Annotated in this window: 17 protein-coding genes; 3 read left to right on the forward strand and 14 right to left on the reverse strand. The window is 55.4% G+C overall.

What is annotated here, in order from left to right:
• Window positions 1-17: 17 nt before the first annotated feature.
• From pdxA to gloA, 3 genes are all read left to right on the forward strand, one after another.
• Window positions 18-1,052: a 4-hydroxythreonine-4-phosphate dehydrogenase PdxA gene (pdxA, locus tag IXC47_RS07600; protein WP_175627019.1), complete on the forward strand. Its 1,035-nt coding sequence runs from the start codon at window positions 18-20 to the stop codon at window positions 1,050-1,052.
• Between the two features lie 44 nt (window positions 1,053-1,096).
• Window positions 1,097-1,864 carry a 16S rRNA (adenine(1518)-N(6)/adenine(1519)-N(6))-dimethyltransferase RsmA gene (gene rsmA, locus IXC47_RS07605; protein ID WP_195875170.1) on the forward strand — a complete coding sequence of 256 codons (768 nt, stop codon included), beginning with the start codon at window positions 1,097-1,099 and terminating at the stop codon, window positions 1,862-1,864.
• An 89-nt stretch (window positions 1,865-1,953) separates the two neighbouring features.
• Window positions 1,954-2,361 carry a lactoylglutathione lyase gene (gloA, locus tag IXC47_RS07610; protein ID WP_175627021.1) on the forward strand — a complete coding sequence of 136 codons (408 nt, stop codon included), beginning with the start codon at window positions 1,954-1,956 and terminating at the stop codon, window positions 2,359-2,361.
• A gap of 40 nt (window positions 2,362-2,401) precedes the next feature.
• On the opposite strand, the gene IXC47_RS07615 is transcribed toward gloA, so the two are convergent.
• The 14 genes from IXC47_RS07615 to IXC47_RS07680 form a co-directional block, all read right to left on the reverse strand.
• Complete coding sequence (locus IXC47_RS07615; RefSeq protein ID WP_175627022.1) at window positions 2,402-3,304, reverse strand: M48 family metallopeptidase; 903 nt, start codon at window positions 3,302-3,304, stop codon at window positions 2,402-2,404.
• 14 nt (window positions 3,305-3,318) lie between these two features.
• A complete protein-coding gene (locus tag IXC47_RS07620; RefSeq protein ID WP_175627023.1) occupies window positions 3,319-4,080 on the reverse strand; it encodes a lysophospholipid acyltransferase family protein in 762 nt (253 codons plus the stop codon).
• 31 nt (window positions 4,081-4,111) lie between these two features.
• Window positions 4,112-4,669 (reverse strand): D-glycero-beta-D-manno-heptose 1,7-bisphosphate 7-phosphatase, encoded by a 558-nt coding sequence (gmhB, locus tag IXC47_RS07625; protein ID WP_195875218.1) that lies wholly within the window; start codon window positions 4,667-4,669, stop codon window positions 4,112-4,114.
• Between the two features lie 80 nt (window positions 4,670-4,749).
• Window positions 4,750-6,852, reverse strand: a complete 2,103-nt coding sequence (gene glyS / locus IXC47_RS07630; RefSeq protein ID WP_195875171.1) for a glycine--tRNA ligase subunit beta — start codon at window positions 6,850-6,852, stop codon at window positions 4,750-4,752.
• 2 nt (window positions 6,853-6,854) lie between these two features.
• Window positions 6,855-7,772 (reverse strand): glycine--tRNA ligase subunit alpha, encoded by a 918-nt coding sequence (gene glyQ / locus IXC47_RS07635; protein WP_175627025.1) that lies wholly within the window; start codon window positions 7,770-7,772, stop codon window positions 6,855-6,857.
• Window positions 7,773-7,843: 71 nt separating this feature from the next.
• Window positions 7,844-9,394, reverse strand: a complete 1,551-nt coding sequence (gene lnt, locus IXC47_RS07640) for an apolipoprotein N-acyltransferase (protein ID WP_195875172.1) — start codon at window positions 9,392-9,394, stop codon at window positions 7,844-7,846.
• A gap of 45 nt (window positions 9,395-9,439) precedes the next feature.
• A complete protein-coding gene (locus tag IXC47_RS07645) occupies window positions 9,440-10,330 on the reverse strand; it encodes an HlyC/CorC family transporter (RefSeq protein WP_175627027.1) in 891 nt (296 codons plus the stop codon).
• Between the two features lie 126 nt (window positions 10,331-10,456).
• Window positions 10,457-10,915 carry an rRNA maturation RNase YbeY gene (ybeY, locus tag IXC47_RS07650; protein ID WP_175627028.1) on the reverse strand — a complete coding sequence of 153 codons (459 nt, stop codon included), beginning with the start codon at window positions 10,913-10,915 and terminating at the stop codon, window positions 10,457-10,459.
• Complete coding sequence (locus IXC47_RS07655; protein WP_195875173.1) at window positions 10,899-11,972, reverse strand: PhoH family protein; 1,074 nt, start codon at window positions 11,970-11,972, stop codon at window positions 10,899-10,901. Before IXC47_RS07655 ends, ybeY begins: the two co-directional genes overlap by 17 nt.
• A gap of 55 nt (window positions 11,973-12,027) precedes the next feature.
• Window positions 12,028-13,368: a tRNA (N6-isopentenyl adenosine(37)-C2)-methylthiotransferase MiaB gene (miaB, locus tag IXC47_RS07660; RefSeq protein WP_195875174.1), complete on the reverse strand. Its 1,341-nt coding sequence runs from the start codon at window positions 13,366-13,368 to the stop codon at window positions 12,028-12,030.
• Between the two features lie 23 nt (window positions 13,369-13,391).
• Window positions 13,392-13,766: a hypothetical protein gene (locus tag IXC47_RS07665; RefSeq protein ID WP_175627031.1), complete on the reverse strand. Its 375-nt coding sequence runs from the start codon at window positions 13,764-13,766 to the stop codon at window positions 13,392-13,394.
• Between the two features lie 220 nt (window positions 13,767-13,986).
• A complete protein-coding gene (locus IXC47_RS07670) occupies window positions 13,987-14,430 on the reverse strand; it encodes a universal stress protein (protein ID WP_175627032.1) in 444 nt (147 codons plus the stop codon).
• Between the two features lie 238 nt (window positions 14,431-14,668).
• Window positions 14,669-17,671, reverse strand: coding sequence for an FAD-binding and (Fe-S)-binding domain-containing protein (locus tag IXC47_RS07675; protein ID WP_195875175.1), 3,003 nt, complete (start codon window positions 17,669-17,671; stop codon window positions 14,669-14,671).
• Between the two features lie 217 nt (window positions 17,672-17,888).
• A complete protein-coding gene (locus tag IXC47_RS07680) occupies window positions 17,889-19,106 on the reverse strand; it encodes a pyridoxal-phosphate-dependent aminotransferase family protein (protein ID WP_195875176.1) in 1,218 nt (405 codons plus the stop codon).
• Window positions 19,107-19,123: the final 17 nt, after the last annotated feature.

A 19,123-nucleotide genomic window follows, 5' to 3' on the forward strand; every position in this document is an offset into this window, starting at 1 on the left:
CATGCCGTGGGTAGCTTGTGAGTAAGCGACCAACTATCGCCATTACAAGTGGCGAGCCTGCCGGGATAGGCCCTGAGATTTCGATCCGGGCTGCATGGGAATTGCGTGCCGATGTAAAAAGCATACTCATAGGCGACGCTGCCTTCCTGGCGATGACGGCTGCTGCCATCAATCCTGCGATCCGCTTGTCTGCGCTCTCGCTGCAGGCAGTACGCAACAGCGGCATACCGGATTTTCCGCGTGACCAGATCGCCGTGATTGATTGTCCACTTGCTGCGCATGTGGTGCCGGGCAAGCTGGATGCGCAGAATGGTCGTTACGTCTTGCAAACGCTGGACATTGCAATAGACGGTGCGCAACAGGGATGGTTTGATGCCATCGTCACCGCGCCGCTGCAAAAGAGCACTATCAATGATGCAGGTGTGCCATTCACTGGTCATACCGAATATCTGGCCGAGAAAACAGCGACACCACAAGTGGTCATGATGCTGGCCACGAATGCCACACCGCAGCCTTTGCGCGTAGCGCTGGCAACCACACATCTGGCTTTAAAGGATGTCGCCACAGCGATTACCACCGACAGCCTGACGGGTATCCTTGATATCCTGCACGCCGACCTGCAAAACAAATTTGGTATCGCGCAGCCACGGATACTGGTGACCGGATTGAATCCGCATGCCGGTGAAGGTGGCTACCTCGGACGTGAAGAAATCGAAGTAATTACCCCGGTATTGCAGGCTGCTCAGGCACGCGGTTTTGATGTGCGCGGCCCATACCCGGCCGATACTTTGTTCCAGCAAAAGTACCTGGAAGATGCTGATTGCGTACTCGCGATGTATCACGATCAGGGTTTGCCTGTGTTGAAATATGCCAGCTTCGGCCTGGGTGTGAACATCACTTTGGGTTTGCCGCTGATACGTACGTCGGTAGATCACGGTACTGCACTGGATCTGGCCGCTGCCGGACTGGGGCATGCTGACCATGGCAGTATGCTGGAAGCCATGCGCATAGCTGCGCAGATGGCGGCTGCCACGCGTAGCTCGCCCTTATAGAAGAAATAACCGGCCACTCCGTTTTGGCCAGAAGCGTTTAATTCATGAAACATATTCCCCGCAAGCGCTTTGGTCAGAACTTCCTGACCGATGACACCGTGCTGTACAACATCATCCGCGTAATCGATCCGCAGCCCAAGGATACGATGGTGGAAATCGGTCCCGGACTGGCCGCGATGACACGCTTGCTGCTGGAAGGCGTGGAGCAGATGCATGTGGTCGAACTGGATCGTGATCTGGTTGAACGCTTAAAGAAAAATTTCGATTCAAAACGCCTGATCATTCATTCTGCTGATGCCTTGCAGTTTGATTTTTCCTGCATTCCGGTACCTGCGGGTAGCAAGTTGCGCGTGGTCGGCAATCTGCCGTACAACATTTCCAGTCCCTTGCTATTCCATCTGGCTGAAATGGCACCGCATGTGCAGGACCAGCACTTCATGCTGCAAAAAGAAGTGGTCGAACGCATGGTGGCCGAACCGGGCAGCAAAACTTATGGCCGCTTGTCGGTCATGCTGCAATGGCGTTACCACATGGAACTGATGTTTGTGGTGCCACCGACTGCATTTGATCCACCACCACGCGTCGACTCTGCGATCGTGCGCATGATTCCGTTACCTAACCCTTTGCCTTGTGATCAGGCCAAACTGGAGCAGGTCGTTCTGAAGGCTTTTTCGCAACGCCGCAAAGTCATACGCAATTGCTTGTCCGGGATGTTTACTGAAAGTGATTTGCTGGAAGCCAGTGTCGATCCACAGGCCCGTCCGGAAATCATACCGCTGGAGCAATACGTCGCACTGGCGAATCGGCTGTAACAACGCCTGCAAACTGCGTTGTCGTCGGCAAGAAATGCCAGATCGGCATAAAATCGACACTTCAACTTTTACATTCCAAGAGGAACTACATGCGCATTCTGCACACTATGTTGCGCGTCGGCGACCTGCAACGTTCTATCGATTTTTACACCAAACTGCTCGGCATGAAATTGCTGCGTCAGGTGGAAAACACAGAATACAAATATACGCTGGCTTATCTCGGCTACGGCAGCAATCCAGAGCACGCAGAGCTGGAGCTGACCTATAACCACGGCCAGCATGAATACGAGATGGGTACGGCTTACGGTCATATCGCGATTGCCGTGCCTGATGCGTATAAAGCCTGCGCGGATGTCAAAGCAGGTGGCGGTAACGTGACACGCGAAGCGGGTCCGGTGAAGGGCGGTACTACCGTGATTGCGTTTGTAGCAGATCCGGACGGCTATAAAGTCGAACTGATAGAACGCAAGGAATGGGAAAGCACAGACAAGTTCTGATGCTGATATGGCTCAAGCAGGCAAGCGCTTGAGCCAACTATCAAAAGATAGGCAACGTCTCGGGAGCGTGGTCGCGCAAGGCTTTTTTCGCCGCGACAAATTCAGGGAATACCGATTGCACCGTCGCCCAGAAGCGCGGGCTGTGATTCATTTCACGCAGGTGCGACAACTCATGCGCAATCACGTAATCGATCAGTGGCAACGCGAAATGTATCAAGCGCCAGTTCAGGCGTATCTTTCCATCTGCAGTACACGATCCCCATTGCGTCATCGCCGATGACAGCGCAAAGGATTGATAGCTGACGTTCAGTTTTTCTGCGTAGACCGGCAGGCGTTCGGCAAAAATGCGTTTGGCTTCCAGTTGCAGCCAGCCTTGTACCCGGTCTTTTAATTGGCGTTCAGCCGCATCGCCCGGCAGGCATACAGTCAGCTCTTTGGTATCGGCGTTATAGACGATACCTGCGGCCTGGGTGCCGAGTATGCGCAAGGTTATATCGTGCCCGAGGTAGGGCAGGGTCGCGCCGTCGCGCCATTCCATTTGCGGTTGCAAACGACGTGCCGAATGTTCGCGCCGTTCGTTTAGCTTGGTAAAAATCCAGCGCTGCTTTTCGCAAATCGCATTTTCAATCTCGGTCAGCGTCACCCACTTAGGTGCCGTAATACGCAAGCCATCATCGTCGATCATGAAGCCGATAGAGCGCCGCTTGGAACGCACCAGCGTGTAATCCAGGATGTGCTCGCCGACATGTACGCGGCGCTTGCCATGAGGTACCGGAGCGTTTGCATCGCCATTCGACAGCGGCAGGCTGGGCAGCAGCGATCCAGGCGTGCGCTCAGGTGCAGGATGATCTACTTTCGGTTGCGATGAAAAATCGGACGAAAAAAAATCAAGTTGCAGCGCAAGCTGTTGTGGATCCGGCGATGATTGACGTAGCAGCTTCAAGGATAGTCGGGCCGTTATTGGGTAGATTCAGTTTTGGATGTTGCAGGGTAGTCTGCAGGTGAAATCACCCGCATTTCAGATTCTATCCAATTTTCGACTTGCTGCATTAAATCGACAGCAGTTAATCCTTCCGGCGACATAGGCTTGCCGATGGAAACGGTCACATGGCCAGGTTTCTTGATGAAGGAGTTCTTGGCCCAGCAATGGCCTGGATTAAGTGCGATAGGCACGACCACGGTATTGGTTTCGACTGCCAGACGCGCGCCCCCACCTTTGTAGCGACCGCGTTCGCCGACCGGAATGCGTGTGCCCTCCGGAAACATGATGATCCATTGACCGTCGGCCAGGCGTTTGCGGCCTTGCACTACTACCTGGGCGAATGCATCCTTGCCGTTATTGCGGTCAATAGGAATCATGCGCAGCAAGCCAAGTGCCCAGCCGAAGAAAGGCACGTAGAGCAATTCCTTTTTGAAGACGAAGACCAGCGGACGTGGCATCTTGCACAGCAGGAAAATTGTTTCCCATGCGGATTGGTGTTTGGACAGCAGGATCACAGGCTGGTCCGGCAGGTTTTCCATGCCTTTGATTTCATAGCGGATACCGCACAGTACTTTAGCCAGCCAGATGATGAACACATTCCAGCGCGAAGTAATGTAATAGCGCTGGTTATACGACAGCGGCGCAGCCAGGAAGCAGACTGGGGCCCAGATCAGCGTTGCTACCAGCATGATCAGTGCAAACAACAGGGAACGCAAAAACAAAATAGCGCGTGACATTAAGTCTCCAGATTTTTATAACGGCAATAGTTTAAACGGCGTAAGTAAGCGCAGGCGCTTTCAGCAAATGATCGACCACTGCGGCAAGGTTAGGATAGTTGGTGGTGCCGGGCGGCAAGCCGCCTTTTTCACGGGTCTTTTCACCTTTGCCGGTCAGCACCAGATACGGTGCGCACCCCACCACAAAGCCGGCCTGCAAGTCGCGCAAGGAGTCGCCGATGAGCGGCAAGCCTTTCAGGCTGACGTCGTAACGTTTGGCGATGGTGTGCAGCATGCCAGGTTTGGGTTTGCGACAATCGCAGTGGTCATCCTGAGCATGCGGGCAAAAGAACACTGCATCGATTTCAGCACCGACCGATTGTGCGGCGGCATGCATCTTTTGATGGATTGCATTCAGCGCCATGATGTTGAACATGCCGCGTGCGATGCCGGATTGATTGGTCGCCACCACTACGCGATAGTCAGCCTGATTCAGGCGCGCGATCGCTTCCAGTGAACCGGGTATGGGTATCCATTCATCCGGTGTTTTGATAAAGGTGTCCGAGTCCTGATTGATGACGCCATCACGATCGAGGATAACCAGTTTCATCGGATCACCTTTCAATGTAGCTGGCATGCCGCACCTCCAATACGATGCAGCACTTCAGCGGAGCGGGCATGTAGTTTCAATCAGGCAGCCAGTTTGGAAATATCTGCAACCTGGTTCATCGCCTGATGCAGGGTTGCGAGCAAGCCCTGGCGATTATTGCGCAGGGCGACATCTTCTGCATTTACCATCACGCCATCGAAGAAGGCATCGACCGGATTTCTCAGGGCAGCCAGTGCCTGCAGCGAGGCAGTATAGTCACCGCGCGCAAATGCAGCCTCTGCTTGCGGTTTGACCGTAGTCAGCGTCTGGTTGAGCGCCACTTCGGCTGGCTCTTTCAGCAAAGCTGTATCGACTTGCGCAGCAACCGTACCTTCTACCTTCTTCAAGATATTGCCTACGCGTTTATTCGCTGCGGCCAGGCTGGCAGCTTCCGGCAATGCAGCAAACGCGCGTACCGCTGCGAGGCGGTCAGCGACATCGGCCAGGCGTTGCGGTTGCAGTGCCAGTACTGCATCAATTTCCTGTGCGCTGTAACCTTGTTCGCGTAAGGCATTCGCGAGGCGATCAAAAATGAAAGTCAGCAGGGCACCGCGATGTTCTGCACTTAAGCCATTGAATGGTTTTTCGGCGGCGGCGATCAGGTCATTGATACCGATGTCCAGCTTGCTTTCGATCAGCATACGGATGATGCCGAGTGCATGACGGCGCAAGGCAAACGGATCCTTATCACCGGTAGGTACCTGTCCTATGCTGAACAGGCCGACCAGGGTTTCCAGTTTGTCTGCCAGTGCGACCACGATGCCGACCGGATTGCGCGGCAATTCATCACCGGCGAAGCGTGGTTTGTAATGATCTTCTATCGCGTCAGCAACGGTTGCAGGCAGGCCGTCATGCTGCGCGTAGTAGCGGCCCATGATGCCTTGCAGTTCGGGGAACTCACCGACCATATCGGTCAGCAAATCGGCCTTGGCCAATTGCGCGGCGGTGTCTGCCTGTTGGGCATCGACACCGAGCTTGCCAGCGATTGCCTGCGCGATGGCACGCACGCGGGCGATACGTTCGCCTTGGGTACCCAGCTTGTTGTGATAAACGACTTTATCCAGGCCAGCGACACGTGACGCCAGTGTCTTCTTGCGATCCTGGTCGAAGAAAAATTTTGCATCGGCCAGGCGTGGACGTACCACGCGTTCGTTACCACCGATGACGGTGCTGGCATCGGCCGGACGGATGTTGGAAACGATCAGGAATTTATTACTCAGATTGCCTTTGCTATCGAGCAGCGGGAAGTACTTCTGGTTTGCCTTCATGGTCAGGATCAGGCATTCCTGCGGTACTTCGAGGAAGGCTTCTTCAAACTGACCGATCAGTACATTCGGACGTTCCACCAGACCGGTGACTTCATCCAGCAAGGCTTCATCTTCAATCGGAGTCAGATTGCTGCCTGCTTCGGCTGCAGCGACTGCGAGCTGACGCACGATTTCTGCGCGACGTTCGGCGAAGCTGGCGATGACCGCACCTTCGGTGGCGATTTGCGCCGCATAGCTATCGGCATTACGGATATAGACCGGGTCTATGCCTGCTTCGAAGCGGTGACCATGCGTGGTGCAGCCCGCGCGCAGACCGAGTGCTGAGATCGGCAGGACATCTGCGCCATACATCGCAACCAGGCCATGTGCAGGGCGCACGAAGTTCACGGTTTCCCAGCCATCGGCCAATTGGTAAGCCATGACTTTCGGGATAGGCAGTTTGCCCAGGGTTTCTTCCAATGCTTTTTGCAAGCCATCACTCAGCATGACGCCGGTGATGGTGCTGTTGAAATACAGCACGTCGGCTTTGCCATCGGATTCGCGTTTCAGGCCTGCGACTGCGGATTCATCCGCGCCGAGTGCTGCCAGTTTTTTCAGCAGGGCAGGTGTGGCTTTGCCGTCTGCGCCGAGGCCGACTGCAGCTGGCATCAGTTTTTGCATGACGGCTTTGTCGTCGGCTTGTTCCAGCACCTTGGTCAGGTGCACGCCGAGACGACGTGGCGAAGCAAACGCGGTCAATACGCTATCAGCAGACAGCAAGCCTTGTGCTTGTAACGAGGCTTGCAGGGTTTCTGCAAACGCTGCACCGATTTTCTTCAGTGCCTTAGGTGGCAGTTCTTCGACAAAGAGTTCGAGGAGTAAATTTTGGGTGCTCATACTTATGCCGCTTCCTTCTCAATCTGGGCCAGCACTTCGGCGGCATGTTCTGGTTTTGCCATAGGGAAGCCGAGGCGTGCGCGGCTGTCCAGGTAGCTGCGTGCAACGCTGCGTGCGAGGTTGCGGATGCGGCCGATATAGGCAGCACGTTCCGTCACCGAAATGGCACCGCGTGCATCCAGCAGGTTGAAGGTATGCGCTGCTTTCAGGACTTGCTCATACGCTGGCAACGCCAGTTTGTTATCGATCAGGTTGAGCGCTTGCTTTTCATGCGCACCGAAAGCGGTGAACAGGAAGTCGGCATCGCTGTGTTCGAAGTTGTAGGTCGATTGCTCGATTTCATTTTGCTTGTAGACATCGCCGTAAGACAGCTTGTCAGTCCAGCGCAAGTCGTACACATTGTCGACACCTTGCAGATACATGGCGAGACGTTCCAGGCCGTAGGTGATTTCACCTGTAATCGGTTTGCAGTTGATGCCACCGACTTGCTGGAAGTAAGTGAATTGTGTGACTTCCATGCCGTTCAGCCAGACTTCCCAGCCTAGGCCCCAGGCACCCAGCGTCGGGTTTTCCCAGTCGTCTTCGACAAAGCGGATATCGTTGCTTTTCAGGTCAAAGCCGAGTGCTTCGAGCGAACCCAGATAGAGTTCGAGGATGTTGTCCGGTGCCGGTTTCAATACAACCTGGTATTGGTAGTAGTGCTGCAGGCGGTTCGGGTTTTCCCCGTAACGGCCGTCTTTCGGGCGGCGCGAAGGCTGCACATAGGCAGCGCGCCATGGTTCCGGTCCGATTGCACGCAGGAAAGTCGCGGTGTGTGAAGTACCGGCGCCGACTTCCATATCGTATGGTTGTAGCAGTGCGCAGCCTTGGGCGTCCCAGTACTTCTGGAGCGTCAGAATAATTTGTTGAAATGTGAGCATTTTGTTTGAATTTTTGCATCACCCGGGGCGGGCGAGGGCAGTGTTGCCAAAACCCTAGATTTTACCGGGTTTTAGCGGCTACTAGGGGTTCTGCGCGCAAGATACCAGGCGGCCAACAGCAAGGCCAGCGCCAGCAGGACGATGAAAGCGTTGCCGACTGCGACATAGGGGGTAATGCCACGGTAGCCCTGAACCGAGGCAGTCAGTACATTGCGCTCGTACGGTTTGAGCTGCGCCAGTACTTTGCCGTCGGGGGCAATGATGGCAGTAACACCGGTATTGGTGGAGCGCAGCATGGGGCGGCCGGTCTCCAGTGCCCGCATTTGCGATATTTGCAAGTGTTGCGGCAGGGCGATGGAATCGCCAAACCACGCGATGTTCGAGACATTCAGCAGCAAGCTTGCGACCGGATTACCGGCAGCATTGCTGGCGCGCAATTGACCGGCGATCTCTTCACCAAACAAATCTTCATAGCAAATATTCGGCAGCACCCATTGGTCCTTGACGGAAAACGGTGCTTGCAAGGCATCACCACGGCTGAAATCGCCGAGCGGGATATTCATCATGTCGACAAACCAACGGAAACCGAACGGAATAAATTCGCCGAATGGCACCAGATGATGTTTGTCGTAGCGATACAGCTTGGGTGTGGCGCGATTTGCCGGTGTAGGCGCGATGCCGATGACGCTATTGGCGTATTGCTGCGGGCCGTCGCTGATGGGTATGCCTATCGCCAGGTGGCTGTTCGAAGCGGTGGCGAATTCGGCCAGGCGTGGCAGGTAATCGACCGGCAACTGATGCGCCAGTAAAGGCAGCGCGGTTTCCGGCGTAGCAATCAGGTCGGCCGGGGCGGCGCGGATTAAATCTTCGTACAGCGTTAGCGTGGCATTGAGTTGTTCGGCGTCGAACTTGATCTCTTGCGGTACATTGCCTTGCAGCAGGCGCACCGAGATAGGTTGGCCGTTTGGTGTAGCCCAGCTCAACGATTTCAGTCCCAGGCCGAGTGCCAGGATAGCGAGCAAGAGGACGCCCGCGCTTTTTTTGCCCGGCAGCAGTACCAGGCATGCTGCCAGTACGGCCACCAGCCAGCCCAGTCCATACACGCCTATCAACGGTGCATAGCCAGTCAGCGGACTAGCCGTGTGCGCATAGCCGGAAATCGCCCACGGAAAGCCGGTAAACACCCAGCCGCGCAGCCATTCAGAAAACATCCACAAGGCTGGCAGTACCAGCAGTAGCGTAATCCACGCAGGGACTGTGCGATCACGCCGGAAGCAGGTTGCCAGACCGGTTGCCAGGGCCGGGAATGCACCGAGCAAGAGTGCCAGCAAGGCCACGGCCAGTGCCGCCAGCGGTGCTGGCATGCCGCCATATTGATGCATGCTGATGTACAGCCAGTAGACGCAGACTACAGACCAGCCGAAGCCATACAGCCAGCCCAGCAGTACGCCCGCTTTGACGGAAGCGGCTTGCTGCAACAGGTGAAACAGCAGCGCCAGTGCCAGGATTTGTATTGGCCAATAGCCGTAAGGCGCGAAGGCGAACACATTGCAAGCACCTGCAAACAATGCGGCGATGGCGGCCTGGGTCGGGCTGAAGCGGAAGGAAGTCAATTGCGGCACACGCGTTGGCGCTGCAGCAGGATGCGGATGCGAGGTGGTACCAGATTAGCTATCAAGAGCATCCTCGCTAGGAGCAGGTGGTAATTTTTCCACCAGCACGACATGGATATGACGTGCATCGGCACGCAGGATTTCAAAGCGCAAGCCATCGATGTCCACCACTTCACCCTTATGCGGCATGCGTGCCAGATGGTCGGCGATGTAGCCGCCTATGGTGTCGACATCGGGATTGGCCAGGAAGGTACCGAGTTCTTCATTGAACTGTGCGATTTCGGTCAATGCCTTGACGCGCCAGCGCGGGCCATGTTCGCCTGCCTTGATAGGCAATATATTGTCTTCGTCATCGTCGAAATCGTATTCATCTTCGATATCGCCGACGATTTGTTCGAGTACGTCTTCAATCGTGATCAGGCCGGCGACACCGCCGTATTCGTCGACCACGATCGCCATGTGATTGTGCTTGGCGCGGAAATCACTCAACAAAACATTCAGGCGCTTGGATTCAGGGATGAACACTGCGGTGCGCAGCATACGGCGTATATCAAAGGCTTCGTCCGCGTAGTAGCGCAACAAATCCTTGGCCATCAGGATGCCGACCACCTTGTCGCGTTCGCCGTCCACTGCCGGGAAGCGCGAGTGGGCGGTGCTCAGCACCATGGGCAGCCATTCTTCTATTGGTTTGGTGATATCAACTACATCCATCTGCGCGCGCGGCACCATGATGTCGCGGGCCGACAATTCCGACACTTGAAACACGCCTTCTATCATTGCGAGGGCATCTGCATCGATCAGGTTGCGCTCATGCGCATCGTGCAAGATGGTCAGTAACTCGGAGCGACTTTCGGGTTCGGGGGCGATCAGTGCGGTCAGGCGTTCAATCAGCGATCGATGCGGTTTGGCATCGCCGGATTTGCCGCTAGTGGGAATGTCTTGCATATGGCGAAAAGCCGTTGCGGGGGTAGTTGCGATAGATATTAGGATACAACAAATGCCGCGCACCACCAAAAATGGAGCGGAAAGCGCGTGAAAGCAAGTGCTTGCCTACGCGCAAGAGCAATGAAATCAAAGGTTGATGTAGGGATTGCGGTAACCCAGCTCAGCCAGGATCTCGATTTCCAGCGCTTCCATTTCTTCTGCTTCTTCGTCCGATTCGTGGTCGTAACCTTGTGCATGCAGCACGCCGTGCACCACCAGATGCGCCGCATGTTCTTCCAGGCTTTTTTCCTGCTCCGCCGCTTCCAGTTGCAATACGTCGGTACAGAGAATGATGTCAGCCTGCGTGGTTTCAGCGTCTTCGTCTTCGGTATAGGCGAAGGTCAGGACATTGGTGGCGTAATCCTTGCCGCGGTAATTGCGGTTCAAGACCTTGCCTTCTTCGGCATCGACGAAGCGCAGCGTGATCTGCGCCGGTGCCAGCAAGGCAGCCTTGACCCAGCTGCGTAATTTGGGACGGGTGATGGTGTCTTGCAGGCGTTTGTCCGGGTATTGCACGGACAGGGAAAGCTTATTTTTTTGCAGCATGTTTGGTCGCGGTTTTGGTGGCTACGGTTTTCTTGGCAACGGGTTTGGTCAGCTGGTTTGCTTCATCATAGGCGTCGACTATGCGGGCTACCAGTGGATGGCGCACCACGTCGGCGCTGGAGAAGCGGGTGAAGGCGAGGCCGCGTACATCTTTCAGTACGTCTACGGCTTCTACCAAACCGCTTTTTTGATTGTGTTGCAAATCGATTTGCGTGATGTCGCCGGTAACGACGGCCTTGCTGCCGAAACCTATACGCGTCAGGAACATCTTCATTTGTTCCGGCGTAGTGTTTTGCGCTTCATCCAGGATCACGAATGCGTGGTTCAGGGTGCGGCCACGCATATAGGCAAGTGGTGCAATTTCGATTGCCTGCTTCTCGAACATTTTTTGCGTGCGGTCGAAGCCGAGCAAGTCGTACAGCGCGTCGTACAGCGGACGCAGATACGGGTCGATCTTTTGCGACAGGTCGCCCGGCAGGAAGCCGAGTCGTTCGCCTGCTTCCACTGCAGGGCGGGTCAGCACGATGCGTTTGACTGCATCACGTTCCAGCGCATCGACGGCGCAGGCGACTGCGAGATAGGTTTTACCGGTACCGGCCGGACCGACACCGAAGGTGATGTCGTGTTCCATGATGGCTTTGATGTACTGGATCTGATGCGGCGTACGGCCGCGCAAATCATGACGGCGTGTTTTCAAGACAGGTGCGTCGGTGACTGATTCGACGACTTTCTTCTTCGACGGTTTGCTTTTTGCAAGCGGCAATACCAGTTCCGGCTCTGCCAGTGCCGCACGTTGTTCTACCAATGCCAGTTGTACTTCTTCCAGCGGCACGATTTTATCGGCCACTTCATAAAACTGTTCCAGGATTTCCAGCGCACGCGCACCGTTGCTGCCACTGACGATGAATTTCTCGCCACGGCGGAAGATGGTGACATCGAGTGCAGCGGAAATTTGCCGCAGGTTTTCATCCATAGGGCCGCACAGATGCGCGAGGCGCTTGTTATCCAGCGGTTCGGGGACGAAATACAGAGGTTGGACGGCAGTTTTTGTTTTCAATTTTGGATGGCTAGCTTATTTAGGGGCTTGCACGATAAATGTGTAGGCAGCGGATTTACTGCTTCACGATGATTTCGCCACGCAATGTATAGGCGAAGGACTGCACGATATTGACATCAACCATCTGGCCGATCAGGCGTGCACCATGTTCACCCGCGGCAAAGTTGACGACCCGGTTATTTTCGGTACGACCTTGCAGTTCGTTGTCGTCTTTCTTCGACGGGCCTTCCACCAGGATGCGCTGTACGGTACCGACCATTTCACCGCTGTAGCGACGTGTATTCTGATCAATCACTGCTTGCAGGCGTTGCAGGCGCTGGAGTTTGACTTCGTGTGGTGTGTCATCTTCCAGGTTGGCCGCAGGCGTGCCCGGACGCGGGCTGAAGATGAAACTGAAGCTATTGTCGTAACCGATGTCGGTGATCAGTTTCATCATTGCTTCAAAGTCGGCATCGGTTTCGCCGGGGAAGCCAACGATGAAGTCAGACGAGATAGAAATGTTCGGACGCACTTCACGCAAGCGACGCAATATGGATTTGTATTCGAGCGACGTGTAGCCACGTTTCATGGCCGCCAGTATGCGGTCCGAGCCATGTTGCGCCGGCAGATAGAGGTGGTTCACCAGCTTGGGTACTTTGGCGTAGGTATCGATCAGGCGTTGCGTGAATTCTTTCGGATGGCTGGTAACGTAGCGTATCCGTTCTATGCCTTCCAGCTCGGCGATGTATTCGATCAGCAGTGCGAAGTCGGCGATCTCGCCATCCGCCATTTCGCCGCGATAGGCGTTGACGTTTTGTCCGAGCAGGGTGATTTCTTTCACGCCTTGTGCTTCGAGTCCGGCGACTTCAGCCAGCACATCGTCGAAGCGGCGCGAGACTTCTTCACCGCGGGTATAAGGCACGACGCAGTAGCTGCAATATTTGCTGCAACCTTCCATGATGGAAACGAAAGCCGTTGCGCCTTCCACCTTGGCGGGTGGCATGTGATCAAACTTTTCGATTTCCGGGAAGCTGATATCGACTTGCGAGCGGCCGGTGGAACGGCGCTGTTTCAGCATCTCCGGCAGGCGATGCAGGGTTTGCGGGCCGAACACCAGATCGACATACGGCGCACGTTTGACGATGACATCGCCTTCCTGTGACGCGACGCAACCACCGACGCCGATCACGAGGTCGGGTTTGTTGACCTTCAGCTCACGCAGACGGCCGAGATCAGAGAATACTTTCTCTTGCGCTTTTTCCCGTACTGAACAGGTATTGAGCAGGATCACATCGGCATCTTCCGGTGTGTCGGTTTTGATCAAACCTTCGGAGGCATTGAGGACGTCGACCATTTTGTCCGAGTCGTACTCGTTCATCTGGCAACCGAAAGTCTTGATGTATATCTTCTTCTGCATGGTGTGGCTTATCTAACGTTTACTTATTTGGTCGTGCTTACTGGTGCTGGCAATGGTTGGACTGGTGTCGGCTTGACTGGCAGCAGCGGCAATGTTTTCTTCGCTTCGTCAGCGGTGAGTATCCAGATGCGATCGATGTCGCCGGTATCGCTTTCCGTGTAATTCACTGCGAAATCAGTGCCGCGCAAGGCGGATGGCATCTCTATCATATTGTCCTGGTTCCAGATGCGGGCACCGGCTGACAAGGTACGTGTCTTTTCATCGATGATGATGGCTGGATAGTTCGCAGGTGTCATCACGCCACGTTTCACGGTATCCGGAAACGGGCGGTCAAATGCCTGTGCCTTTAGTGTCACAAGGGCAAGGGCGCAGCTGAGCAGGAAAGTTTGTATCCGCATGGCTAATTCCGTTCAGGGCTAGATGACGACGATCAGGGTGAAAAAGGTGAGATGCGATCTGGCTGGCAGAGGTGGATACGCTTGCATCCTGTGCTGTACAAGCACGTTTTCTGCGCATTTTTTCGAAGCGCAATGATACCACGGGGACAAAAGCAGCCGGGTCGCTGGTCGCGACCGGAAACAGCAGGGGCGACGAGTGTCGCCCCGGAGGGGCGGTGCTTTAGCGTAGAACCAATACCGGCAGGCTGGTATGGGCGAGCACTTTTTGCGTTTCGCTACCGATAAAGAGTTTGTTCAGACCTTTGCGACCATGCGAGGCCATGAAGATGGCATCACATTTTTGCTCTTCTGCAACGCGTACGATTTCTTCATATGGACTGAGGCCGACAGCAACTACGGTTTTGCAAGTAACGCCTTTGTTGCGGGTGGCGGCTTCGACTTTGTCCAGGTGCTTTTGCGCCAGTTCCTTGACCTTGTCGTCATACATCACCGGATCGGTCGGGAATACCCCGGCACCTTCCATCAGGCCCATATATACATAAGGTTCGGCGACCGAGAGCACCAGCAATTCGCTGCCCATCTTTTGCGCAAACTCGATGGCGGCATCGACTGCTTTATCCGAAAGTGGCGAGCCGTCGGTAGGGATGAGGATTTTTTTGAACATGATGTACTCCTTCGCTGGGTAGGGGACGCTGCTTGTTCTGATTCTAGGATGACAGTGAAGCGCTTGCTTGATCCATGTCAAAAGCCCTGAATTAAGTAATCCGGAGGCGGTATATCGCGTGTGCTTGTATTTGTCGGAGTTGCAAGAGACGGATTGGTTCCGGGCTCTTGTCAGCCTGATATGAAAAAAGGCCTGCCCGGAAACCGGACAGGCCTTTTGTTGACGGCTGTATAGAGGTTTACTGCGCGCTCAGGGAGTCTGCCAGCACGCGGGCGACGTGTATGGCATTTTCCTGTGTCCCGTCGGCAATTTGGTGGCGGCAGCTGGTGCCGTCGGCGACGAATAAGGTGTTTTCCTCTGCTGCGCGGATCGCCGGAAATAGCTTGAGCTCCCCCATGGCTTGCGAAGCTTCGTAATGCTCGGCTTCATAGCCGAAGCTGCCCGCCATACCGCAACAGGATGATTCGATCAGCGCGACATCCAGCTGCGGTATCCATTGCAATACGGTTTGTACTGGACGCACCGCATTGAAAGCTTTCTGATGACAGTGACCATGCACCATGGCCTTGCTGACGGCCAGCGGTTTCAGGTCCAGTTGCAGGCGTCCTGCCGCTTTTTCATTGACGAGGAATTCTTCAAACAGCCACGCCATGCTCGCCAGTTTCTTCGCTTCTTCGCCATAGCCATAGCTGAGGAATTCATCGCGCAGCGATAGCAGGCAGGATGGTTCCAGGCCGACGACGGCGACGCCGCGATTGATATACGGCATCAGTGCATCGAGGGTGCGTCGTGCTTCCTGCTTCGCTTCATCGACCAGGCCTGCGGACAGATACGTACGGCCGCAGCACAGTGGACGTTCACCTTCTTTCACATTGAAATGCACGGTGTAGCCTGCCGCTTCCAATACTGCTTGTGCCGCGCGTGCATTTTCCGGTTCCATGTAATTGTTGAAGGTATCGACAAACAGCAGCACTTCCTTGTTACTACTTGCGTTCTTTTTAGGGGTGCCTAGTTGCGACAGGAAGGAAGTACGGAAGCGCGGGAAGGCGCGCTGTGGTGCCAGCCCCAGGCCCTTCTTCAACCAGCCGGAGATGAACGGCAGTTTGTCGCCGAACGCCAGCAAGCCGCCGATGCGGCTGACATAAGGCGCGTAGCGCGGCATGAAGGCCACCATTTTTTCCCGCAGCGTGCTGCCATGACGGCTGGCCCATGCCGCGCGTGCTTCTATCTTGATCTTGGCCATGTCGACGCCGGTCGGGCAATCGCGTTTGCAGCCTTTGCACGAAACGCACAGGTCGAGCACTTCTTTCACCTCGGCACTGGCCAGTCCGTCGTCACCCAGCTGTCCCGAGATCGCGAGACGCAAGGTATTGGCACGACCACGTGTGACGTGGCGTTCATCCTTGGTGATGCGATAGCTGGGGCACATGGTGTCTGCATCGAATTTACGGCAGTGACCATTGTTGTTGCACATCTCCACCGCCTTGGCCAAACCGCCGGTGCGGTCATCGCCAGTGCCAGGTGCGGTTTCGACACCAGTGGCAGGATCGCGTGTGACGTCCCAGGCGGACCAATCCATTTGTGTCTTGAGCGGCAATTCGCGATAGCCGGGCGCAAAGCGGAAATTACTTTTCTCATCCATCTTCGGCGGCCGTACGATCTTGTCCGGATTGAAGCGATTTTCCGGATCGAACAAGTCCTTGATTTCGCTGAAAGCCTGGTTGATCTTAGGCCCATATTGCCAGGACACCCATTCACCGCGGCACAAGCCGTCGCCATGCTCGCCGGAATAGGCACCTTTGTATTCGCGCACCAGGGCGGAGGCTTCTTCCGCGATCTGGCGCATATCGGCCGCACCGTTGCGACGCATGTCGAGGATAGGGCGCACGTGCAAGGTGCCGACGCTGGCATGTGCATACCACGTGCCTTCGGTATGGTATTTGTGGAAGACTTCGGTCAGGCGACTCGTGTATTCAGCCAGATGCACCAGCGGCACTGCGCAATCTTCGATGAAGGAAACCGGCTTGCCGTCACCCTTCATGCTCATCATGATGTTGAGTCCGGCCTTGCGTACATCCCACAATGATTTTTGTTCACCGGCATCGACCATATCCACCACCGAACCCGGCAGGCTGAGATCACTCATCAGGTCGGACAGGGCCGACAGGCGCTCTACTAACGCCGCCTTGTCATCACCTGAAAATTCCACCAGCAGGATGGCTTCCGGCGTACCGACCAGTGCTTTTTCTATCACCGGACGGAAGGCTGAATTATTCAGCGACAGCTTGATCATGGTGCTGTCGACCAGCTCGACTGCAGTCGGCAGCAGCTTGACGATGTGCTGCGCCGAATCCATCGCCTGATAAAAGGTCGGGAAATTGATAACGCCGAGTACCTTGTGCTTAGGCAGCGGCACCAGCTTGAGTTTCAGTTGGCGACTATATGCCAGCGTGCCTTCGGAGCCGACCAGGATGTGTGCCAGGTTGGCGCTGCCATCATCAGTATAAGCGCGTGGATTCTGGCAATCGAACAAGTCGATGTTGTAGCCACCGACGCGACGCAGTACTTTAGGTACGCGTTCTACGATTTCACTTTGTTCGCGCAGGGCGATGCCGCGCAGGCCCTGCGTAATTTCCTGCAGGCGTGCGTTGCTGGCCATCTTTTCCAGTGTTTCGAAACGGCCTTGCGTGCCATCGGCGAGTACCGCATCGATGGCCAGTACGTTGTGCACCATATTGCCGTATTCAATCGAGCGCGAGCCGCAGGAGTTATTGCCGGCCATGCCGCCTATCGTGCACTGTGCGGCGGTGGAGACATCGACCGGGAACCACAAGTTATGCGGTTTGAGCCATGCATTCAAATGATCGAGCACGATGCCGGGCTCGACGGTGACGGTGCGTGCTATCGGATCAAAGTCGATGACATTGTTCAGCCATTTGCTGTTATCGATGACCAGCGCTTCGCCTACGGTCTGGCCGCACTGGCTGGTGCCGCCGCCACGCGCGAGGATAGGTGTTTTTTCTGAACGTGCGATGTCGAGGGCAAGCAGCAGGTCATCCTGATCGCGCGGCACCACCACGCCTATCGGCATGATTTGATAGATGGAGGCGTCGGTCGCGTAACGCCCGCGATCCGCCTTGCTGAACAATACGTCGCCTCGCAATTCCTTGCGCAAACGGCTGGCCAGCGGATTAGGACTACTGCCGCTTACAGGAACGAAGTGGATAGGCTTGACGAGCATGTTCGGGTTGTCCTTTTCTGGAGCAGATAAGTATTCTGGTGGTGCTGCACTTTGTTGCTGTGCTTACATCTGTAAAACCTGCCAGCGGAGAGTTCGGTGGCGAAAGGAGGTGATACAGATCTACCCGAGCGGGTAAATCTGTATCCGTATTGCAGCCTGCTAACGATGTGCTGTTGTGCAAGCATGAAAGTCAGTCGTGGTTTTGAACCGTTTTAAATCACGCTGCGATTTTCAGCGGCGGAATTTTCTGTTCAGCCAGGTACTCCATTGCCGCGACTACACCGCTGCCTGCGAGTTTGACGCCTGCGATCTTCAGACCCATTTCACAGCCAGCCAGTGTCGCCATCAAGCTCAGATCATTTGCCTCACCCAGATGGCCGATGCGGAACATGCGTCCTTTCATCTTGCCGAGGCCGGTACCCAGCGACATATTGAAGCGCTCGTAGATGGTTTTGCGGATCGCATCAGCGTCGAAGCCTTCCGGTGTCATCACGCCGGTCAGGATAGGCGAGTACACGGTCGGGTCTGCGCATTGCACTTCCAGGCCCCAGGTGTTGACTGCCAGGCGGCACGCTGCAGACAGACGATCGTGGCGCGCAAAGACATTGTCCAGGCCTTCTTCCAGAATCATGTCGAGTGCTTCGTTCAGGCCGTACAGCAGGTTGGTGTTTGGTGTGTATGGCCAGTAGCCGGTTTTGTTCATCTCGATGATTTCAGTCCAGCCCCAGAATGCGCGTGGCAGTTTGGCGGTTTTGCTGGCTTCAATAGCTTTTTTCGAGACGGCATTGAAGCTGATGCCAGGTGGCAGCATCAAACCTTTTTGCGAGCCGGAGACAGTAACGTCGACGCCCCATTCATCGTGGCGATAGTCAGCGGCAGCGAGGCCGGAGATGGTGTCTACCAGCAGCAGTGCAGGGTGCTTGGCGGCATCGATAGCTTTGCGTACTGCAGCGATATTCGAAGTCACGCCGGTCGAGGTTTCGTTATGCACGACGCAGACTGCCTTGATGGTGTGGCTGGTATCGGCACGCAGGCGTGCTTCGATTGCATCTGCCTGTACGCCGCGACGCCAGCCTTCGATACCTGGCAGGCCGATGAATTCAGGTTTGAGGCCGAGGGCCTCTGCCATTTTTTTCCACAACGTAGCGAAGTGACCGGTTTCATACATCAGTACGGTGTCGCCAGGGCTGAGGGTATTGGTCAGTGCTGCTTCCCATGCGCCGGTACCGGAAGCAGGGTAGATCACGACAGGCTGGGTGGTTTTGAAAATCTTTTGAATGCCGGACAGAACTTGCAATCCCAGCGCGCCGAATTCAGGGCCGCGGTGGTCGATGGTAGGCAGGCTCATCGCACGCAGAATGCGGTCTGGCACAGGACTAGGACCTGGAATTTGCAAGAAATGGCGGCCCGCTGGGTGGAAGTCTAACTTCAACATTTCATTCTCCTAAGGAA

This window comes from Herminiimonas contaminans (assembly GCF_015645465.1).
GTDB lineage: Bacteria > Pseudomonadota > Gammaproteobacteria > Burkholderiales > Burkholderiaceae_D > Oxalicibacterium > Oxalicibacterium contaminans.

Coding starts and splice junctions, on each gene's coding strand:
- rsmA (WP_195875170.1), top strand. CDS start 1,097: ATGAAACATATTCCCCGCAAGCGCTTTGGTCAGAACTTCCTGACCGAT.
- gloA (WP_175627021.1), top strand. CDS start 1,954: ATGCGCATTCTGCACACTATGTTGCGCGTCGGCGACCTGCAACGTTCT.
- IXC47_RS07620 (WP_175627023.1), bottom strand. CDS start 4,080: ATGTCACGCGCTATTTTGTTTTTGCGTTCCCTGTTGTTTGCACTGATC.
- gmhB (WP_195875218.1), bottom strand. CDS start 4,669: ATGAAACTGGTTATCCTCGATCGTGATGGCGTCATCAATCAGGACTCG.
- glyS (WP_195875171.1), bottom strand. CDS start 6,852: ATGAGCACCCAAAATTTACTCCTCGAACTCTTTGTCGAAGAACTGCCA.
- glyQ (WP_175627025.1), bottom strand. CDS start 7,772: ATGCTCACATTTCAACAAATTATTCTGACGCTCCAGAAGTACTGGGAC.
- IXC47_RS07645 (WP_175627027.1), bottom strand. CDS start 10,330: ATGCAAGACATTCCCACTAGCGGCAAATCCGGCGATGCCAAACCGCAT.
- ybeY (WP_175627028.1), bottom strand. CDS start 10,915: ATGCTGCAAAAAAATAAGCTTTCCCTGTCCGTGCAATACCCGGACAAA.
- miaB (WP_195875174.1), bottom strand. CDS start 13,368: ATGCAGAAGAAGATATACATCAAGACTTTCGGTTGCCAGATGAACGAG.
- IXC47_RS07665 (WP_175627031.1), bottom strand. CDS start 13,766: ATGCGGATACAAACTTTCCTGCTCAGCTGCGCCCTTGCCCTTGTGACA.
- IXC47_RS07670 (WP_175627032.1), bottom strand. CDS start 14,430: ATGTTCAAAAAAATCCTCATCCCTACCGACGGCTCGCCACTTTCGGAT.
- IXC47_RS07675 (WP_195875175.1), bottom strand. CDS start 17,671: ATGCTCGTCAAGCCTATCCACTTCGTTCCTGTAAGCGGCAGTAGTCCT.
- IXC47_RS07680 (WP_195875176.1), bottom strand. CDS start 19,106: ATGTTGAAGTTAGACTTCCACCCAGCGGGCCGCCATTTCTTGCAAATT.